This window comes from Leisingera sp. XS_AS12 (assembly GCF_041224635.1).
GTDB lineage: Bacteria > Pseudomonadota > Alphaproteobacteria > Rhodobacterales > Rhodobacteraceae > Leisingera.
In genome coordinates this window covers 211,796-228,832 of the sequence record NZ_JBGFGM010000111.1, presented here as the reverse complement: position 1 = coordinate 228,832, position 17,037 = coordinate 211,796, and the positions used below count along the sequence as shown (strand labels likewise).

The following is a 17,037-nucleotide window of genomic DNA, read 5'->3' as shown; positions in this document are numbered from 1 at the left end:
CTAGAAAGGAAAATCATGAGCGGAAAGAACGACTTCAAGTCGCAGCGCATTCCCGTCATCAACCAGCTGGCGCCGAATACCGTGCTGGACCAGGGGAAATATCATGTCAGCTACGACTCCAGCACCAGCGGCTACGGCTGCCAGACCACGGCTCTGGTCTTCGGGGACTCGGTGTTCTTTGTGCTGAACGGAGACCACCGGGAGGGCTACGCTGCTGCCTGCGGCACCGGCGGAAAACAAGGCGCCCTCGACTACTTCATCGCCCATCTGGACGATGCGAACCAAATGAGCGAGCACAGCAAGATTTTCGTCGAAGGGGACAGGTTTGGCCGGGACAGGGTGGCCAGGGAGAACCTTAGCGAAGAACAGCTGGAGGCGCTGAAAGCAGCCTTTGAAGCCCATGCGCCGGCGCAAGGAGCTGACAGTCCCTCGCCCTGAACCAGAACGGCTGAAGGCTTCAGACCGCCAATCGGAAATTGAAACAGGAACCCGAAAATGTCCGCATCTCATCCCACATTCTCTGCTGGCCATTGCTTTATGGCCCAGACGCTGAACAAGCCCGAAGTTGAGGAAGTCGGCGCTCTCATTCATGGTCATCTCAAAGCGAATGCCGCTGAGATGGATGAGCACGAGCTGAAACGGTGGCAGCGGATCTTGGAGAAGATGGATTATCCGTCTTTTGTGCCGGAAGAGCCGGACCGGGACGGCCTGGAGCCGTGAGGCAGAGCTTCGCGGTAGCAAATGCGAAAAAGTGATTGACGCTCCCGGCAAGGAATGCCAATCTCCGTCCATGGCCAGACCGGGCCTGGCGCTCCAGCTAAGCCAAACCGGTCCTGACGAAAGAATACACCAATCGTTCAATCCATGTTCGACACGGTGGGTAGCGGAGCAACTCGAGCCAAGGTCGAACTGCAATGGGTGAAAACGATGGGAATTTCCGTCAACCGTAAGCAAATCACGACTCTCGCCAAGACCTTTGATGTCCCTGGCCTCAGCTACCTTCAGAAAATGGACCTGATCGCTTCTGCGCTTGGCTTCAAAAACCAGGCCGCGCTGATGGCAACCCTCAATAACGACGGGCCGGGCGCGCAGGAGCCGCATGCACTGATGTTGCAGGACTGGCGTGCGCCGCAGGATGTGTGCCGCGGAGATGTGCCGATCCGGGAGCCGATCACTGTCGCCATCGAGGCGGCTGCAGAGCACATCGATGTCTTTATCGGCGGGGCCAAGGAGGATCCCTACGGGCGTCAGGCTTCGAGCCTGCGGATCGAGCGGGAAGGCGGCGTGACGCGGTACATGCTCAACGACAGCCGGTGTGATGCGCCTCGGGTGATCGGGGTCCCGGATGGGGCATCGATGCGTGACCTGCCTCACGACTGGGAACCGGTAAAGCAGCAAAGTGACCCGCAGGATCTGATCACCTGGGCCGATGGCTCCTGGTGCTACCGGGATGAGCTGGAAGAATACGGGCGCGACAAGAGTGATGACTTTGCGGTCGTGCGCTGGGGGGACTACGTGTCCGGCGAGGAAGATGAGGCGGCAATCGCCGCCCATCGAATGCCCGGCGCGGCCGACTTGGGCATGACCCCCTAAAAAACTTGCTGGTTTTCGCAGAGCCTGCGGCGGCTCTGCGAAAATCAAAAGGAGCTGTTCATGAAGCTGAGAGATTATATCGGGGCGATTTCGCGGGCTGCAGCCGAGAAGGGGCAGCGCAATGGATTTCGCAGGGTGCTCACCGGTGCGGCACGGCTTGCCAGGAGCAATCCGGCTGAACTGCTGGGGAACATCAAAGGGATTGCCCGGCTGTCAGAGATCCATGACCAGGAACTGGAGAGCTGGGCGGACCCTGATGAGGTCTGCTCCGGTGATGGCCGGTCCCGTTTCGACGTCTGCGATCTCCGAATTTGGCTGCGTTTGGCCGAAGCGGCCGGGGTTGCTGCCATCCCTGCACAGGAGGTCGCGCGCCTGGAGGAAGAAGAGCTGGAACTCCTGCTGGGGTCGGTGCAGTTGCCCAAGGGGATCCGGAAATCTCTCGCTGAGGGTCTTGCCGCGGGTCTGGACACCGCAGAGGGGAGTGCCGGGCGTAAAGACCTGAGCGCCTTCTTTGAGCAGGTCATGGACCTCAAGAACGAAGACCATGCCTCTGCAGGCAGCAAGGCGGAAACAGCCCGGGCTGCATTCGGGAAAATGGAAAGCGCTCTGGACGAAGTGCCTTCCAGCTGGATGGTGCGCACCCAATATGCAGGCTCAGGCAATCTCAAAGCTCTGGTCGGCACCGGCCTGATGCTGAAGGCGGATGACACGGCGCAGGTGCGGCCCGGTTTCGAAATCGGCGGCGGCTGGGTGCGGACGGGAAACCGGCGGATCATCGACTTCTCTGATCCCCGCTTCCTCCAAACCGCTATTGGCGGACACAAGCCGGGCATCTCCTACCTGGCGCGCCCTTGGGCGCAGCCTGCGCGGTACCATGAGGGTGAGGATCTGCACCGAGCGAACACACCGCTGGCCGGTCCAGGCAAATGGCCCGCTGAATGGAGGGTTTTTGTCCGTGGCGGCTTGGTGTCCGGTGTCGCGAACTACTACGGCTGGACGGGGGAGGGGGCTACGGCAGCCAACGCCTGGAACGCCATTCGGTCGGCGGCATTGGCTCAGAGGATCGTGGATCATGCGGAGCAGCTTGGGCTGAGCGCGCACTTCATGGATCAGGTGTTCATCCGCAAAACCGGCAAGGACACCGAGGCGATTGAAATGCTGGACGCGGAATGGCCCGAAGACCGTATGAATTGCACCCTCGATTTCCTGGAGACCAAAGAAGGCATCCAATTCCTGGAAGGCGGCCCGGCGCATATGCCCGGCGGCGGCGGGCACCCCTGCGCTTTTGCCGGACAAGGGACCACCGGGCACCCGATGCGGTCGGTGGCGCGCTGTGAAGGCGTGGCCTATCAATGCATGCCGCATGTAAATCTGGGAGATCCGGCGACCTGGGTGGACGGGGAAGCTGACGGCTGCATTGATGACTGGGCCGCGGCGGCAAGGTTGGCTGCAGAATTCAAGGAGATCGATCTTGAAATGCAGGGCTTTCTTGCGCGGGTCGGAATTGCGCCGGAATGCGCGTTCAGCGCCGCACCTGAGGTCTGACGCCGGGAATAGGCTCTAGGCCGGGGCGCTGAGGTTTGGCGCCCCGGTAGCACCGGTTTACATCCCGGGCTGATTGTCCGTTTCAGGCGACTTGGCAAGCACCTGGTCGTGCATCCAGATCTCGCCATGACCGGAGGTGGCTGCAGTCGGGCCGCAGGCTTTAAGCATCTCCCGCTCCAACTCTTTAAACCCTTCACCGGTTACGATCTTGTAGGCAAGATCCTCTCCGGTTGCGCCGTTGGAGATCACCACATCGCCGTTGTCCAATGCGTTGGCAAAGCAGCGGCGATCCCAGTCGACTTCGATTTCGCGCGCGGCCGAGGATCCATTGTTCAGCAGGACGCGGTCTCCAACGGTGCGCCCCATCTTCCGCAGGATCAGCATCAGTTCCGCTTCGAATTCTACCTCATCCAGCGGGGTGTTCATGAGGCCGTCGAAGAACCCTTGATCGTTCAGGATGGAGATGAAGCCGCTGGCGTCGCCGGAGATGAAGATCTCGTTGAGCGCTTTGTTGACTCCGCGGGCTGAGGGGGCCTCCTTCAGCGGATACAGCGCATGCATTCCGTCGACTTCTTCACCAAAGACAAATTCGACGTGGTGCTCCACGCTGCCGGGATGATGCCCAACCAGCAGGTCTCGCTTGGCGAAGATCTTGCGGAAGGCGGTGCGGGAGCGGTCGAGGTATTCGCCATCTTCCAGGAAGTCGAGATGCAGCACATAGCTGTCCTGGCCGGCGCGTTTTTGGATCGTGAAGTGCTCCTCGAACTCCTCGTCAATGGAGATCGTGTTTTCGACCATGTTCTGCCAGCTGGTGTAGCCGTGCTGTTGCGCGACCTTGTCCTGCGCTTCGGTGAGCTTCGCGCCCGAGGATTTCTTCAGCGCCTTCGCTTCAGCTTGAAGGGTGGCCACAGGGGTGCCGTTCGCAAGGTATACGTTCGCCATCATCATTCTCCTGATGTGCCGCATGGCGCACCACAAGACGGGCGCATGCTGGCTATGTGTCTTCATAAGTGAGGGTGTGACGTTTGCTGTCGCTTTCCGCGTTAACGGCACGCCGTCGTCCCGGCGCTTGCCTTATTGATAGAGATCCTCAGAAGGGAAGGCAAGCCCGATTTTGCGAAATATGCGAAAAATGATTTGTGGCCGGGTCGGCGCCGTGCGATTATGCGAAAAAGTATTTTCGAGGATGCCCTTATGTTCAAACCGGAATTCATCACCTTCACCGGGGCTGACGACAATACCGATATCGGGGATCTCTTGGCGCTGGCTGAGAGCCACGCGGTGGAGTTTGCCATTCTGTTCTCGCCGTCCCGCGAAGGGAGCGCCCGTTTCCCAAGGCAGGAGTGGATTGAAGCTGTCCAGAGAAGCGGCCTTCGGCTCGCAGCTCATATCTGCGGCGGTTGGGCGCGGCAGATCGTTGAGGAGGGGCGGTCTGAGATCGACGGCCGCTTGAAAGGGTTTGCCCGGGTGCAGATCAACACTGCGAAAGCGGTTGACCCCGGCCGCATTCACAGCTGGGCCAAATCCGCTGGGCGCCAAAGCGGCCAGCAGATCGAGCCAATCCTGCAATGCCGCGGGCCTTTCCCGGATGATCCGCGGGTGAGCTGGCTCTACGACCCGTCGGGAGGGCGCGGGATCAGTCCGGCCAGCTGGCCGGATATTCCCGGTGAGACGGTGAGATTTGGCTACGCGGGCGGCCTTGGACCGGACAATGTGGCTGAGGTTCTGGCCATGCTGCCGGAGCATGAGGGCGGCTGGATCGATATGGAAAGTCGCGTCCGCAACGGATGCGATGAATTTGACACCGGCCTGTGCCGGGCGGTCTGTGAAGTAGTGAGGTCAGTATGAAACAGGATCAGGTTAAACAGATGATGGATGGGATGGCGGGAAGAGCATTCCGGAACGCCTGTTTCGTGGCGATGCAATTCACCATTTTCCGCTATCTGCTGTGCCATCAGGCGGATCGTCTCGATGGCCCTGAAAAGGCGCAGCGGCACCGCGAGCTGTGCAGCTTTTACACCGGCGTGTTCACCGGGAAGGACCCTGAAACGGCGGCCTGGCAGCACCAGGACGTCTATGATGCGATCCACCGGCGGACGCAGGCGAGATTAACGGACCATCTCGTCCAGAAGATCGCATTTGATCCGAACGGCGGCGGCGATCTGGAGCAGAACGCGCGAGACTTCTTTGCGATCTTCCATAAGGTGGCGCTTGGGGTTGCGGCAGACTATCCTGATACCTGTACCTGCAAGCCAATCTAGGCGGAGATACCCTGCTTGACCAAAGGGGACCCGGAAACACGCCGCATCATCCATGTCGACATGGATGCATTCTTTGCATCTGTCGAGCAGCGCGATACGCCTGCGCTGCGCGGCAAGCCGGTCGCAGTCGGGCGCGCCCGTCGGCGGGGCGTTGTTGCGGCGGCAAGCTATGAGGCGCGCCGTTTCGGCGTGCGCTCGGCCATGCCCTCCGTCACAGCCATGCATAAGTGTCCGGATCTGATTTTTGTGGAGCCTCGTTTCGAGGTCTACCGGTCGGTCTCCGCGCAAATTCATGAGGTCTTTGCAAGATACACGGATCTGATCGAGCCGCTGAGCCTTGATGAGGCCTACCTGGATGTCACCGAAGCCTGCCGGGCGGGCCGGACGGCTACAGACATCGCCAAGGAGATCCGGGCGGGGATCCTTGCAGCGACAGGGCTCACGGCTTCTGCGGGCGTCAGCTACAACAAGTTTTTGGCCAAACTGGCCTCCGACCAGAACAAGCCCGACGGGCTGACCGTTATCCCCACCGGGAAAGGGGAGGGATTTGTCGCGGATCTTCCGGTCGGCAGGTTCTACGGCGTGGGGCCTGTAACACAGGCCCGGATGGAAAGCCTGGGCATCAGAACCGGCGCAGATCTGAGGGCGAAGGATATGGACTTCCTGCGTCAGCATTTCGGATCCTCAGCGGAGCGCTATCATGCGATTTCACGCGGGATCGACGACCGGCCAGTGCGGCCTAACCGCGAGCGCAAGTCCATTGGGGCTGAAACCACCTTCGAGGCGGATGTGACGGATCTGCGTATTGCCTCTGAGGCTCTCGATCACCTCTCAGGGAAGGTTTCTGAGCGCTGTGTTCAGAAAGGGATGTCCGGCCGCACGGTGACAGTCAAACTGAAGTATGGGGATTTTGAACAGCACACCCGCCAGCGGACTGTGACGGAGGCGATTCAAAGCCAGGAGAGAATTGCCATGCTGGCCAGAAGCATCCTTCAGGAAGAGCATCCATTCAAGAAGCCGGTCAGGCTCCTTGGTGTGACCGTTTCCGGTCTGGAAGAATGGCGGCCTGAGGCGGAACCCCAACTTGATCTATTTGAAAGGTGAGCCGAATGACTGCATCCCCGGAGGCCAAAGCGGCTGATGAAACGGACCCGGCGCCGCATTCAGATGTGGAGCGCCTTGCTGCGAGCCTGGATGAAATGACCACGGCGTCCCGGGCCATTGGCGTACAGCTGCACCGCGTGGAGCGGGCTGCGGAAATGCTGAGACACCTGTCCCGCTTGCTGCATGGGTCGGAAGAGGCCCGCAAAAGGCTGCGCCCGGCTTGCGGACCACAAGAATGAGATTCTTGCCTCCTGTATAGCTGCCCCCTACGGTAACCAAATGTCATTTTTGCGGAGGGGTGCATGGAAAGCGTCGAGGAAACTTGGTCCTGGCTCAACCCTTGGGAATGGTTCAGCCTGGACGCGGTCTACGATTGCCTGCGCTGGATCGCTGACCATAGGCCTTCCCGGACATTGGGGCGCCTCTTGTCAGGGACTGCGATGGTCCCTGCGGCTCTGAAATGGCTCGGGTTCTACAGCTTCGAACATTCCACAGCCGGTCCAATGATCGGCAGCACCCTGCCGGGCTCATCTGCGGCAAATACCATAGGGATCATTGCGAATTCCGACGGCTTCTTAGGGGAGGCGGCCAAAATTACCTTGTCGCCGGCAGTGGTCGCCACTTCGAAGATCGCGGCAGGGATCATTCTGTCTTGGGAAGCGGTGGGATACTTAAGCGATCTTTTGGATCACTATGCCAGCGCGTGAGGTGGCCGGCGCAATAGGCGCCGGTCCGGCAGCTGCAGCACCGTTCAGTTAACGGCGCTCATCGCCCACTGCGGGAGCACAATCTTGTTGTTCAGCTGCAACGCCAGATTTGTGTCACCGAGGAGGCTGCCATTGAAGCCGGTGCTCAAAGGTGCTCCGGACTCGTAGTGGCGCAGAGCCTTGTACAGATCCCGCATCAATGCAATCGGGTTCTGCCCGCCTTCCTTGCCCCAAATGAACTGGCAGCCGATGGCCCGAAGTTCCGGTTCGGAGATCGAAAAGAGGCCCGCATCTCCTTCCGCCAGAACCAGGGTGGCGAAGTCTTCATCAGCGATGCGGCCGAGCTGCATGACGGACCGGCTGGCGGCTGCGGCGGTGGCGTTCCCAGGGAACTGGGTGATATCAAGCCAAAGCTCGCTGCCATGCAGGCGCGAAGCGAACTGCATGCCATCCGACCACTCCCAGCCATTTAGATGGCCGCCGATGTCCTTTGCCGGAACGGAAAGCGGCTCCAGATAGGGGGCACTCGAGGCGAACTGGGGCCAGGCATCACAGCCGGTGGCGAGCGCTGGCGAAGCGGTGGCAAGGATTGCGGCAAGGGTTAAGCCTGCGGATCGGAAATTGATCATCAAAAATTCCTTTGCGAAAGAGGCCAGGTGCAATTGTTTTCTGCACCTTCTCTGATCTGTGCCTAGGACAGGATTTTTGTTAGATCAATACAGGATCGCAAATCAGACATACGCCGATCAGGGGGTGGGTGCTTCCGCAATGCGGGTGACGTCCGGAATGTTGCAGCTGAGCGCCGGGACAAGCTTACCGGTCACCTGCCGCTGACCAGAGAAGACAATCGCTTCGCCATTGGCAAGCTCCTGCACAAGCTCTCCCTGAGCGGTGATGTGTTTCCCGACAGTGACGCAGCGAATGTTCATGGCAATCCTCCTATGCTGTGGGAAATGATAATGCGAAAAAATGAATAGCGAAAGACATTTCAGCGCTCCCGTGACGCTAGGATATGATCTCGTTCACCTTCAGATCTGCCAGGGAGATACACTGATTTCCGATCTGCATCTGAGTTTGATCCGGAGCGGATATAAGAGAAGAGCCAGCCATCTTGGCGTCCAGGAAGGTTGTGACTGCCGAATTCACTTCTGCCTTTTCTCGCTCTTGCATTATTCGAACCGCGGCTGAAAATGCGGTGCGCACCTTCTTCAAGAAGGCCACGATCTGGACTTCGGCGAGTGAGCTGTGAGCGGTGACGCCGAAATGATGAAAGCCCTGTTTGTTCTTGAAATCGAGTATCCGGATCAACTCAACCTGACCGGCGGAAATTGTGAGGCGGCGCACTATATCAGCATCGTTCTGCTCGAACATACGGGCAGTGATCTTGCCAAAGATCGGCCTGCGGCCATCCAGCCGCGGCGCCAAGAGGTCGTGCCCCGCCAATAGCAAGACGTCGGCCGCAATTGCGTTGCAATTTCGCGCTTCAGCATGGACAGCACCGGGACGCCGTTGCCCTTTCGGGCCTGGTTTAAAATCCCGGTTCATCGCCGCTCTCCAGAGCGGCTTCGTTCTCGGCCGCGGCTTGCTGTTCGAGGTAGGCGGCAAAGGCGCTGGACATTCCGATTTCCTCAATAAAGCGGCGGCCCAGCATCTCCAATGTTTCATTGCTCCAGCCCTGCTCCATTTGGGATCGCAGGATCCGGCCCGCGGATTCAGTCTTCGCCTGGGGGATCAGCGGGCCATCAAGGAGGGGCGCGCAGTCATTTAACGCCGCACGACGGCTGGTGAGTTCTGCTACGGGGATCTGTTCAACAGATACGACGTCAAACACCCCTTGAGGTTCCCCTTCAATGATTTCCTCGGCCAGCTCTCGCAGATTGGGAGTTTTGCGCCAGGCCTCCAAGTCCTTCAAGCTTATTGTGTCAGAGATGTAAGTGACGAGGATCTTTGCTTCAAAGCCATCCTTTAGGTCCCGGCCCATCCAGTTTGGCTCAATATGGAGGCCAGCAGCCTCGGCTAGGGTGCTGATATCAGCTGCGCGTGCGGGGTAGGGGCACTCATTGCGGAAGCCGGTGATATGGGATGCTGCGGGCCAGCGGTTCAGATCGAAGTCATCCAGGGATTGGGCCGCGAGGACAACGCCGGCAACCGGATCAGTTTCGCCCATTTCCAGGTGCGCGAACCAGTGAACATGCCCGGTGTTGATCTGCGCAGGATAAAAATCCGCAACCGCTGTCTGACTCAAATCTCCCGCGGCCACGGCTTCGGCCTGGGTTTCGATCTTGTACCAGGCACCCGTATCCGTCTCCGCCACCGGTTCCTTTTCAAGGAAAAGGTCAATGGGCTGCCGCCGGTAGGCCTGAACCTTGCGGTCGTGGCCCTCGGGCGTACTGACCGTTGCCTTGAGCAACGCCTTGCCGCCTTCCAGCTGCATACTGATGCTGGAGGTGCCGTCCCGCCAGTCCGGATGACCATGTTCGATCATATCGCCGAAGACCTGGGAAATCGCTGCGCGCAATGGCTTCTCAGCCACAGTTTCATTGCCCGCGTCATCGACGGAACGAAGCTTCACGAAAGGCCAGGCGACCGCATCGGGATCCCGCGTATAGACCCAGTCAGCATCCGGGGATATCAGGCAACGGCGATTGGCAGAGTGCGCGCGCATCTGCACTGATGCAATTCCGGATGCGGACATGATCTCGCTCAGAACAGCAATGTTTGCCCGGATGCAGGAGCCCGATAGAAAGCGGATCCGCTCTTGCTCCTCCAGTTGCATGATGGCGTTTTTCATACAGCCCTCCTAGATTCATATCGAGCAGGGTAATGCTGATTAATGAAAATGCGAAAGTCATATGGGGTGCGCGATGACCAGCAGTGAAAACAAGCCAAGCAGCCGCGAAATGCAGCGGGATGAGCACCAGGAGACCGCTGAGGCTCTGATCCAGCACATCCCGCAGCTCGTGCCGGACGACCACATGGAATTTGGCGCATGGCATACGTGGGTGCAGCCGGTATTGAACCGTCACCCCTCCAAGTTTGATGCCGACATGCTCCCCCTCATTCACGCGGCATCTGAAGCGGCAGTGGCGCACCGCCTGTCCTTCGATCCCTGGCCGCAGTTTACGCGTGCGATGCGCGCCCTCGTTCCGGACATGGCGCCTGATGCGATTGTGTTCGAGGTGGACACTGACGGCGGCGGCAGCGACATCAACTGTCCGAACACGCAATTCAAGGCCGGCCGTATTTCCGGGAATGAGCTGATCAGTCAGGTCTGGTCTAAACAGGTCGCCAAATCGTGGCTGCGGGAGTTCTATCTCGCAGATGAAATCGAGCAAGCGAAAAAGAAAATGCCGGAAGCCCTATTGGCTTTGGCAGAAGAGGGCGGCTGGCGGGTCAGGCATGATCCTCAGGATGAGGTTCCAGGAGTGGTCCTGGTTCATGACGATCTCGGGCGGGTATGGCCTGCCGATGATGCGGCTGGAGCACTGCGCGACATCGGGCTTTCGGTTGAGACTTCCACAAGCATGGAGATGTGAGATGACCTGGTTCAAAGACAAGCATGGCCTGGCCGCCTTTGCTGAGCTTCCCAGCCATGAAATGGAGCAGGGGCAGAGCTTCTATGCGACCCTGACCGGTGTGGCCATGAACGAGGGCGTTGAAGTCACTGTGCTCAAGTCCTTTGGGGCCACTCCGGTCTATGACAGTGTCGTGGCGCTGGCACGCGGCAGCACAGCCGGGCTTGAACCGGTTGGTGTGGTTGCGCAATACGGCGTGGAATACCTCGATGGCGAGGCATTCCATCCTCCCCGCCACGGCGAGGATGTCAGAGAGGCGTTCTGGGAAGGCGAGCTGCAGCGCTGTGGTGAGCGCCGGTTTCATATCGCGCACCTCGACACCAGCGAAGTGAGCCTGTTTTTCATCGGGAAGCGGCCAAGTGATGCGCAGGCGCAGCTGGCCGAGGCGGTGCGCAGGCTCTATCCGGAGGAGGTGAGCATCTTCACGGCGATCGACAACATCGAAGGGCTCAGCATCCGCACCGGAAGCGCAATCGGCAGTCCTGATGACCGCGCGGCCGGATGCATTCTGCGCACCGGCGGAGAGGTCAGCTTCTATCTGGGGGTGGACGACATTGAGATCGAGCAGAAGATGCAGCAGGACACCGGTGCGGCCGATCCCGGCGATCGCATCGAGATCGGTTTCACCTGGGTGAATGACGCACTGATCGACTCTGCCTTGTGCTCTCGCACGACTTCGGAATCCAATTTTTCAATGTAGCTCTTGCGCCCCTTTTGGGGCGCAGACTGTCTGCTGGCGATCCTGCCTCATCAGAGGCCATTTGGCCTCTCGCAAGGGTTATCGGCACGGATGCGCGCTCGCAGTTCGGCATCATTCACGCCAATTATCCGTCCAGAACGGAACCGGACCATCTGCGCGGTCGTCTTCCCGTCCGGAAGATTCAGGCAGGCCAGCGCATAGTTTTCGACCATCTGGCCGGAACCCTTGTCGCGCAGGTCAAAGCCAGTGCCCGGCAGCATGCGAAGCGTGCCGTTGGTTGCCATGGGCGCAATCTCGTTCAGCTGATGGCTCTCCAGCTGTACGACCTGGAGGTCATGCGCACCTAAAAGCCCCTCGTAACCCTTTTCCTGCGGCGTCATCTCCAGCATCGCCGAGATCATAATCCCGCAGATGCCGAACAGCAGACCGATCGGGATGAATAACGAGGGGGCCAGGATGGGATGGTCTCTCATGTGGTATAAACCCAAATATCTATTCCGTTACATTTTCGCAAATCATATCATTCGGCGACTTGCTTGCAAACCTCGCAAGCCGCATTTCATAATCAGGCGCGCGGCTTTGGGGGAACGCATCTGCTTGGGTGATGCCTGCCGACTTTGATGGAGAAGATCGATGACTGCCAGAAAGATCGAGATCAAGCGGCTGCCGGATGGCCAGGTCAGCGTGCGCAAAGGATCCTGGTTCGACGTTTTCCCCGAAGAGCGCCGGGAGCCCTGGGCGGCCTGGTATGAACAGATGTACCGGGATTATGGCTACGCCGGCTACCTCGAAATGGCCAAGGAGCTACGGGCCCTTTAGTCCTGCTGTCCGGCGGCGATTGCCCGGGCATGGGCGAAAGCGCGCACCATGCGCAGGGCATCAGGGCCTGCCCTATGCGGCCGCGGCTGCCTGGAAAGCTTCTCGTAGAGCCGGTCGAGGACCAGCCCGTCAAATGCCTCATCCACAACGTCGTTGAAGTCCCGGATCAAGGGCACGTCTAATCCGGACCGGACCGCTAACAAACGTTCCAGCCAGCGCTGATCGAACTCTGGTGCATCGGCAACGGGTGTGCGGTCGGCGAGCAGGCCAGCAAGTTCCTGTGCGGCTCTGCCAGCCTCCGGCGCATGGTCCAGCTCTTGCTGCGAGATTCCATGCACATTTTCTGCCGCGTCCGCCCAGTCGCTCCGCGGCCATGCCGGGGCCGGCCTGATCAGGCTCGACCAGCTGCAGGCATTCCCCTTCTCATCCAGCCAGGCGGCGCCAGCCTCAATCGGCCAGCTCTGCGGGCTGAGGCTGGAAGCCTCAAAGTCGAGGAAGATGAAGTCTTGGGCCCGCATATGACCTGCTTAACCCATCTGCGGGCCGCTGTCCGGATCTTCGCCGGAATACTCCGGGCATGCATCGACCATTGCATCCCGCAAAGCCGAAAACTCAGTGTTATCCCAGTCATCAGCCCTGGCGGTGTCGCCGCCGGCCGCTTCACAGGCTTCAAGCACGTGGTCGGTCATCGCCTCCGCGAAGGCCAGGGGCGTGTCTTCGTGCAAACGCAAATTCGCCGCATCAAGCACCCCGGGCAGACCCGTGCGCATCAGCGCAAAGAAGGCGGCGGCCGCGGCCTCTTCGGTATCATGCTCTTGCGCATTGCTCAAAACGCGTTCGGTCAGTGACCCTTCTTTCGGCTGGGCCGTGGCAACCCTCCAGCGGCTTGCGGTCAGCCCGTGGGGAAAGCTTTCGCCGTCAGGTCCGACCGGGGTCAGAAGCGCGTAGCTCTTCTCAACGTGTTTTGCAGGCATTCTATGCTCCCTTGCCGGTCACAACTCAGCAATCAGGCTGGCATCAGTTCCGGCTCTTCCCGGACCGCGGCTTCAGCGGCCACAAGATCAAAAGCCGACACGATTTCATCGATATAGCCTTCGAAGACTTCCTCGCGCATGGGCCGGACAATGGCCTTGCCGCAATACAGGGAGAGCTCGTCCGGATCCGGCCCTTCTGAGGCCCAGCGAAGGATCATTTCGCTGGAGCCCTCTGATCTCGAATTGCGTCCCACGGCCATGCCCAAGAGAGTGACTGCGCCGTGGCAGTCTTTCTCCTGTAGCGCCGCAACAACCTTTCGGACAGCCAGGACGGCTTCGTCACTGATGTGTCTTGATGAGCTGTTCAGATGCTGCATATCCAGATCCTTGTAAGTCTTGCGGGCCCCTGCGAGGTCTTCCGCCGCCCGAGCGGTCCCGAGGTTTGTTGTCAGACGAAAATTCGCATACTTGGCCGAAAACCTGACAAACAATTTAAGGGCTGCAGCACCTTGATCGATGACCCTGTTATGGCGAGGGGCTTGCGGCAGGGCCATCAGCCACCTTCTCGAAGGTGGTCCAGCTCATATCGCGGCCGAAGGGATCAATCCCCGCGTCTTTGGCCAGCTGCCCCAGATGCGGTTCTTTGCTGGTGCCCATATAGTATTCACGATCGCGGATTTGCGTATCCGCCGGTGCGGCGACCGCATAGCCAGCCTCTTGAAGTTCCTCCAAGGCGGCTCGGGCGCGCTCCGTGATGCGCTTGTCCGCGCCCTCACCCCCGAACGAGAGTTTTGACTTGGGACCACGCAGGTAACCCAGGCCGAAGATAATGGCATCCTTCGATAGTGTCATATTCGACTCCTTGCCGGTGTGAGCGACGGTTTCATCCAGGAAAGACCGCATCCGCTATCCGTTAGGCAATAAAACTATGCGAAAAACAGATGTCTATAAAGCGAAATCAACGCATATTGAAGATGAAATGCGCTTTGTACGTCTCGCAGTATGCCGGTTTGTCGTAGGTCACATTCCAGCCGGCCGAGCGGTACACGCTTTCGACATCCAGCCAGTTTCGGTTGAAAATCATGTCGCGGGTCGTGGGTTCGGGCGCCTTCTGAAGGATAAGATCAATCACCTCATCCTGGTAGATGGTGGCGCGTCCATTCCTGGCCTTTTGAGCCAGGAGCGCATTGAATGCCTCGAGGACAAAATCGGGAATGGCGCCTGCGGCGCCTGCTTTCACTTCCTCGGGGGTGATGGGTGCTACGGTCATCAGATGGGCCCTTGAGTTTCGGATGTCTCCGCATCCGGGTTGCATGTAGACTTTTCACATATTCGGAGCGGCTGCGGGCGGGATCAGAACGCCATTCAGATCCTCGAAGCCGGGCCGGTCTTCAGGCACCAGGATCTCTCGGCCGCGGTCATCTTCAATCATGCGCCAGCCTGGCACGTCGTGAAGAAAATGCGTGACCGAACTCAAGGTGCCAACAAGCAAGCCGAATGAGCGCTCATCCTGCCAGGCGCGGAAACTGGCCCAGTCGGCCTGAGGGTTGCCGGTGCCCCAGTAGGCAATTCGCTTCCGGTCGAAGGTGACTTCAACGCCCCGGTAGCTGGCCGGATCGGCCTCATCATAGTCGATGGACACAAATGCTGTCGTTGGCGCCATCAGCTTTCCACCGCTGCTGTCAGACCCAGAGCAAGAATGTCCAGGATGAGCAGATCCGACCCGTCGCGGCCCTCATCGCTATTCCTGTCCCCGCGCACCCGGGATTGAATCTCAGCGCGCTCCTCATCCGTAAGGCTGGAGTATGAGCGCCCCGATTGCGGCCCGGAAAGAACAACCGCATCCGCAGCGCCGGTTTCGGCATCGACGGTCAGGCTGAGATCCGGGCTTTCGATCTGAAGAGCGCCGGCCCCGAACGCCAGTTCGCGCAGCGCCTGGGCACGGCTTGCGGCCAGCGCCTGGCGCCGCTTGTCCCGTTCCGCGGCTTCCAAAACGGACAGTTCGTCCACCCCTTGTGAGTAGGCGTCCAGCGCTGCGAGAACCGCGCCTCCGGCCGCCAAAGGCAGCAGGGGAGGGCAGAGGATGCCGATGGCGACACCCAGGCCGGTCCCGGTAGCCGCGGCGCTTGCAATGGCGCTGCGCGACGCTCCCAAGCGGACCGCTACAGGTGACGTGACATTCTCCGAGACCAGATCGATGAAAGAGCCGCCGAGGGCGCTGCCGAGTTTTGGAAGAGCTGCGACCCGAGTGGCCACCCCTTCGAACATGCCGCCTGCCGTGTCTGAAAGGGAACTCACCGCCGAGGCTCCGAGACTTCCCAGCCCCGAGGTGATGCGGCCGAACCGGCCGGAAGGCTCAGGGGCAGGTGCGGGCAGAGGGGCCCGGTCTGCCAGAGCCTCTGCTTCGAGGCGCGCCCGGCTCACGATCCCGGCGTCGAGCGTATTGCGGGCCTGCGCAAACAGGGTTTCCGCCCGGCTGAAAGCGGTGTGAATCGCTGCGCGATCCTCCGCGAACTCATCGCTGCCCGAAGGCATCTGGGCATAGAGACCGACCGCGGCTGCGAAGGAAGGCACATGCACTGCGTGCAGGGACCGGGTCAGGCGCCAGCACTCCGGATCCCGCGCCAGATGCGCGATGAGGCTCTCGACCTCATCCGGGATGCGGCCAATTGCACGGCAGAAACTGACGTCCTGCCGGGCGATCTCAGCGATGGTGCGGTGAAGTCCGCGCAGCTGCGCGAGGCGTTGTTCATGCGTCACAGCCAGGTTGCTCCTTCTTGCTGTCTTTCTGCAGGTTATCGAGGCGCATTTCCCGCAGGCGCCTGGCCTCGGTGACGGCTTCAATGTAATTTCGGCGGGCCTGCTTGCGGTCCTGCTGGTACATCTGCTCGATGACTTCCTTCTCGGTCATGCCCCTCACCAGCCTGGACCTCCGGCGGCTGGAAACAGCTCCACGTCGCATCTCAGCTGGTTCTGCACGATTGGCCGGTCATGCCAGTGGGTGCCGCTGTCGAGAATGGTCTGCAGAAATCCCTTCCGGACATACTTGAAGCGGGCCAGCACCTGATCCGCGTCTTCAATTTTGATGTAAATGCCCTCTGCCAGATCCGCATCCGGCTTGTCCGCACCTGCCTCCATGAGCGCCCGCTCAGGATCGACCCCAGCGCGCTCTGCTGCTACGGCCAGGTTTTCGCGCCATTCTTTGCTCCTGTAGAGCGACGGGCCGACCATGGAGGCCAGATGCTTGCCATCCTTCGGCCATTCGGCACTGATCACGGGAACAGAGACTACCGGCAAACCTTCCAAAAGCGCGTGGCGGCGGGGCGTCGAAAGCCAGATCTGCTCCTTCATGTCCCAGATGTCGAACTCATGCAGGTAATGCGGCAGCTGGTCATAGAATTGGGTATGCTTTGCGAAGGTCCACTCATGGTAGGTGCGGTACCGGTCTTCCAGCCGCTCCAGAAGTTCCGCCTCGAACTGGCAGGCCCACTGTTTGTAGAGGTTAAATTGCGCCTCCCGCGCGCCGCCGCGAAGGGCATGTCCCCGCGACTGCAGGGTCATGTCCAGATTGCGGTCGAAAAAGAGGCCGGTGTTGGCACCGTCAAGCTTCTCCTCACTGATGAACACGGCACCCGGGTACTGCTCCCGCAGCTTCGCGATCGTGATCTGATCGTGGCCGCTGTCACCGGGTTGCAGCTTCGACCCCTCGATGTGCGGGGTCCTCGGGTACTTGATGATCTGCTCGTCCATCAGGCAGTT

Annotated in this window: 27 protein-coding genes; 12 read left to right on the top strand and 15 right to left on the bottom strand. The window is 59.9% G+C overall.

Going from position 1 to position 17,037, the window contains the following annotated elements:
* Positions 1 to 15: 15 nt before the first annotated feature.
* The 4 genes from AB9K35_RS17825 to AB9K35_RS17810 all read left to right on the top strand — a co-directional run bounded on the left by AB9K35_RS17825 (position 16) and on the right by AB9K35_RS17810 (position 3,138).
* Entirely contained in the window at positions 16 to 438 is a 423-nt protein-coding gene (locus AB9K35_RS17825) for a hypothetical protein (protein ID WP_369928145.1), read from the top strand.
* Between the two features lie 57 nt (positions 439 to 495).
* Positions 496 to 720: a hypothetical protein gene (locus AB9K35_RS17820; protein WP_369928143.1), complete on the top strand. Its 225-nt coding sequence runs from the start codon at positions 496 to 498 to the stop codon at positions 718 to 720.
* A gap of 144 nt (positions 721 to 864) precedes the next feature.
* Positions 865 to 1,593, top strand: a complete 729-nt coding sequence (locus AB9K35_RS17815; protein ID WP_369928141.1) for a hypothetical protein — start codon at positions 865 to 867, stop codon at positions 1,591 to 1,593.
* 60 nt (positions 1,594 to 1,653) lie between these two features.
* Entirely contained in the window at positions 1,654 to 3,138 is a 1,485-nt protein-coding gene (locus tag AB9K35_RS17810; protein ID WP_369928139.1) for a hypothetical protein, read from the top strand.
* Between the two features lie 57 nt (positions 3,139 to 3,195).
* Here the strand turns inward: AB9K35_RS17810 and AB9K35_RS17805 are convergent, their stop codons facing one another.
* On the bottom strand, positions 3,196 to 4,080 hold the full coding sequence (locus AB9K35_RS17805; protein WP_369928137.1) for a hypothetical protein: 885 nt from the start codon (positions 4,078 to 4,080) through the stop codon (positions 3,196 to 3,198).
* Between the two features lie 252 nt (positions 4,081 to 4,332).
* Here AB9K35_RS17805 and AB9K35_RS17800 point away from each other — a divergent pair, with 252 nt between their 5' ends.
* The 5 genes from AB9K35_RS17800 (at position 4,333) to AB9K35_RS17780 (ending at position 7,210) form a co-directional block, all read left to right on the top strand.
* Positions 4,333 to 4,986 carry a hypothetical protein gene (locus tag AB9K35_RS17800; protein ID WP_369928136.1) on the top strand — a complete coding sequence of 218 codons (654 nt, stop codon included), beginning with the start codon at positions 4,333 to 4,335 and terminating at the stop codon, positions 4,984 to 4,986.
* The gene (locus AB9K35_RS17795; RefSeq protein WP_369928135.1) at positions 4,983 to 5,399 is read left to right on the top strand and encodes a hypothetical protein; all 417 of its coding nucleotides are present in this window, start codon (positions 4,983 to 4,985) and stop codon (positions 5,397 to 5,399) included. The genes AB9K35_RS17800 and AB9K35_RS17795 overlap by 4 nt, the downstream gene beginning before the upstream one ends.
* A 15-nt stretch (positions 5,400 to 5,414) precedes the next feature.
* Positions 5,415 to 6,503: a DNA polymerase IV gene (gene dinB / locus AB9K35_RS17790; protein WP_369928133.1), complete on the top strand. Its 1,089-nt coding sequence runs from the start codon at positions 5,415 to 5,417 to the stop codon at positions 6,501 to 6,503.
* A 5-nt stretch (positions 6,504 to 6,508) separates the two neighbouring features.
* Positions 6,509 to 6,742 (top strand): hypothetical protein, encoded by a 234-nt coding sequence (locus AB9K35_RS17785; protein ID WP_369928131.1) that lies wholly within the window; start codon positions 6,509 to 6,511, stop codon positions 6,740 to 6,742.
* A gap of 63 nt (positions 6,743 to 6,805) precedes the next feature.
* Positions 6,806 to 7,210: a hypothetical protein gene (locus AB9K35_RS17780; protein ID WP_369928129.1), complete on the top strand. Its 405-nt coding sequence runs from the start codon at positions 6,806 to 6,808 to the stop codon at positions 7,208 to 7,210.
* A 44-nt stretch (positions 7,211 to 7,254) separates the two neighbouring features.
* Here the strand turns inward: AB9K35_RS17780 and AB9K35_RS17775 are convergent, their stop codons facing one another.
* The 4 genes from AB9K35_RS17775 to AB9K35_RS17760 all read right to left on the bottom strand — a co-directional run bounded on the left by AB9K35_RS17775 (position 7,255) and on the right by AB9K35_RS17760 (position 10,001).
* Positions 7,255 to 7,839 (bottom strand): hypothetical protein, encoded by a 585-nt coding sequence (locus tag AB9K35_RS17775; protein ID WP_369928128.1) that lies wholly within the window; start codon positions 7,837 to 7,839, stop codon positions 7,255 to 7,257.
* A 117-nt stretch (positions 7,840 to 7,956) separates the two neighbouring features.
* Entirely contained in the window at positions 7,957 to 8,139 is a 183-nt protein-coding gene (locus tag AB9K35_RS17770; protein ID WP_369928126.1) for a hypothetical protein, read from the bottom strand.
* 76 nt (positions 8,140 to 8,215) lie between these two features.
* The gene (locus AB9K35_RS17765; protein WP_369928125.1) at positions 8,216 to 8,755 is read right to left on the bottom strand and encodes a hypothetical protein; all 540 of its coding nucleotides are present in this window, start codon (positions 8,753 to 8,755) and stop codon (positions 8,216 to 8,218) included.
* On the bottom strand, positions 8,739 to 10,001 hold the full coding sequence (locus tag AB9K35_RS17760) for a hypothetical protein (protein ID WP_369928123.1): 1,263 nt from the start codon (positions 9,999 to 10,001) through the stop codon (positions 8,739 to 8,741). Before AB9K35_RS17760 ends, AB9K35_RS17765 begins: the two co-directional genes overlap by 17 nt.
* Before the next feature lie 73 nt (positions 10,002 to 10,074).
* Here AB9K35_RS17760 and AB9K35_RS17755 point away from each other — a divergent pair, with 73 nt between their 5' ends.
* Positions 10,075 to 10,746 (top strand): hypothetical protein, encoded by a 672-nt coding sequence (locus tag AB9K35_RS17755; RefSeq protein ID WP_369928121.1) that lies wholly within the window; start codon positions 10,075 to 10,077, stop codon positions 10,744 to 10,746.
* A 1-nt stretch (position 10,747) separates the two neighbouring features.
* On the top strand, positions 10,748 to 11,485 hold the full coding sequence (locus tag AB9K35_RS17750; protein WP_369928119.1) for a hypothetical protein: 738 nt from the start codon (positions 10,748 to 10,750) through the stop codon (positions 11,483 to 11,485).
* 50 nt (positions 11,486 to 11,535) lie between these two features.
* On the opposite strand, the gene AB9K35_RS17745 is transcribed toward AB9K35_RS17750, so the two are convergent.
* Entirely contained in the window at positions 11,536 to 11,958 is a 423-nt protein-coding gene (locus tag AB9K35_RS17745) for a hypothetical protein (protein ID WP_369928118.1), read from the bottom strand.
* A 160-nt stretch (positions 11,959 to 12,118) separates the two neighbouring features.
* Between AB9K35_RS17745 and AB9K35_RS17740 the strand changes: the two genes are divergently transcribed.
* On the top strand, positions 12,119 to 12,304 hold the full coding sequence (locus tag AB9K35_RS17740) for a hypothetical protein (protein WP_369928116.1): 186 nt from the start codon (positions 12,119 to 12,121) through the stop codon (positions 12,302 to 12,304).
* Here AB9K35_RS17740 and AB9K35_RS17735 read toward each other — a convergent pair.
* From AB9K35_RS17735 to AB9K35_RS17695, 9 genes are all read right to left on the bottom strand, one after another.
* Positions 12,301 to 12,822 (bottom strand): exonuclease domain-containing protein, encoded by a 522-nt coding sequence (locus AB9K35_RS17735; protein WP_369928114.1) that lies wholly within the window; start codon positions 12,820 to 12,822, stop codon positions 12,301 to 12,303. The two genes, AB9K35_RS17740 and AB9K35_RS17735, sit on opposite strands and share 4 nt — an antisense overlap.
* A 9-nt stretch (positions 12,823 to 12,831) precedes the next feature.
* The gene (locus AB9K35_RS17730; RefSeq protein WP_369928113.1) at positions 12,832 to 13,278 is read right to left on the bottom strand and encodes a hypothetical protein; all 447 of its coding nucleotides are present in this window, start codon (positions 13,276 to 13,278) and stop codon (positions 12,832 to 12,834) included.
* 32 nt (positions 13,279 to 13,310) lie between these two features.
* Positions 13,311 to 13,832, bottom strand: a complete 522-nt coding sequence (locus AB9K35_RS17725) for a hypothetical protein (protein ID WP_369928112.1) — start codon at positions 13,830 to 13,832, stop codon at positions 13,311 to 13,313.
* The gene (locus AB9K35_RS17720; RefSeq protein WP_369928110.1) at positions 13,804 to 14,130 is read right to left on the bottom strand and encodes a hypothetical protein; all 327 of its coding nucleotides are present in this window, start codon (positions 14,128 to 14,130) and stop codon (positions 13,804 to 13,806) included. Before AB9K35_RS17720 ends, AB9K35_RS17725 begins: the two co-directional genes overlap by 29 nt.
* Before the next feature lie 106 nt (positions 14,131 to 14,236).
* Positions 14,237 to 14,548, bottom strand: coding sequence for a hypothetical protein (locus tag AB9K35_RS17715; protein WP_369928109.1), 312 nt, complete (start codon positions 14,546 to 14,548; stop codon positions 14,237 to 14,239).
* Between the two features lie 54 nt (positions 14,549 to 14,602).
* Entirely contained in the window at positions 14,603 to 14,941 is a 339-nt protein-coding gene (locus tag AB9K35_RS17710; protein WP_369928107.1) for a hypothetical protein, read from the bottom strand.
* Positions 14,941 to 16,038 carry a hypothetical protein gene (locus AB9K35_RS17705; protein ID WP_369928105.1) on the bottom strand — a complete coding sequence of 366 codons (1,098 nt, stop codon included), beginning with the start codon at positions 16,036 to 16,038 and terminating at the stop codon, positions 14,941 to 14,943. Before AB9K35_RS17705 ends, AB9K35_RS17710 begins: the two co-directional genes overlap by 1 nt.
* Complete coding sequence (locus tag AB9K35_RS17700) at positions 16,028 to 16,189, bottom strand: hypothetical protein (protein ID WP_154667694.1); 162 nt, start codon at positions 16,187 to 16,189, stop codon at positions 16,028 to 16,030. Before AB9K35_RS17700 ends, AB9K35_RS17705 begins: the two co-directional genes overlap by 11 nt.
* 5 nt (positions 16,190 to 16,194) lie before the next feature.
* On the bottom strand, positions 16,195 to 17,028 hold the full coding sequence (locus AB9K35_RS17695) for an RNA ligase family protein (RefSeq protein WP_369928103.1): 834 nt from the start codon (positions 17,026 to 17,028) through the stop codon (positions 16,195 to 16,197).
* Between the last annotated feature and the right edge of the window lie 9 nt (positions 17,029 to 17,037).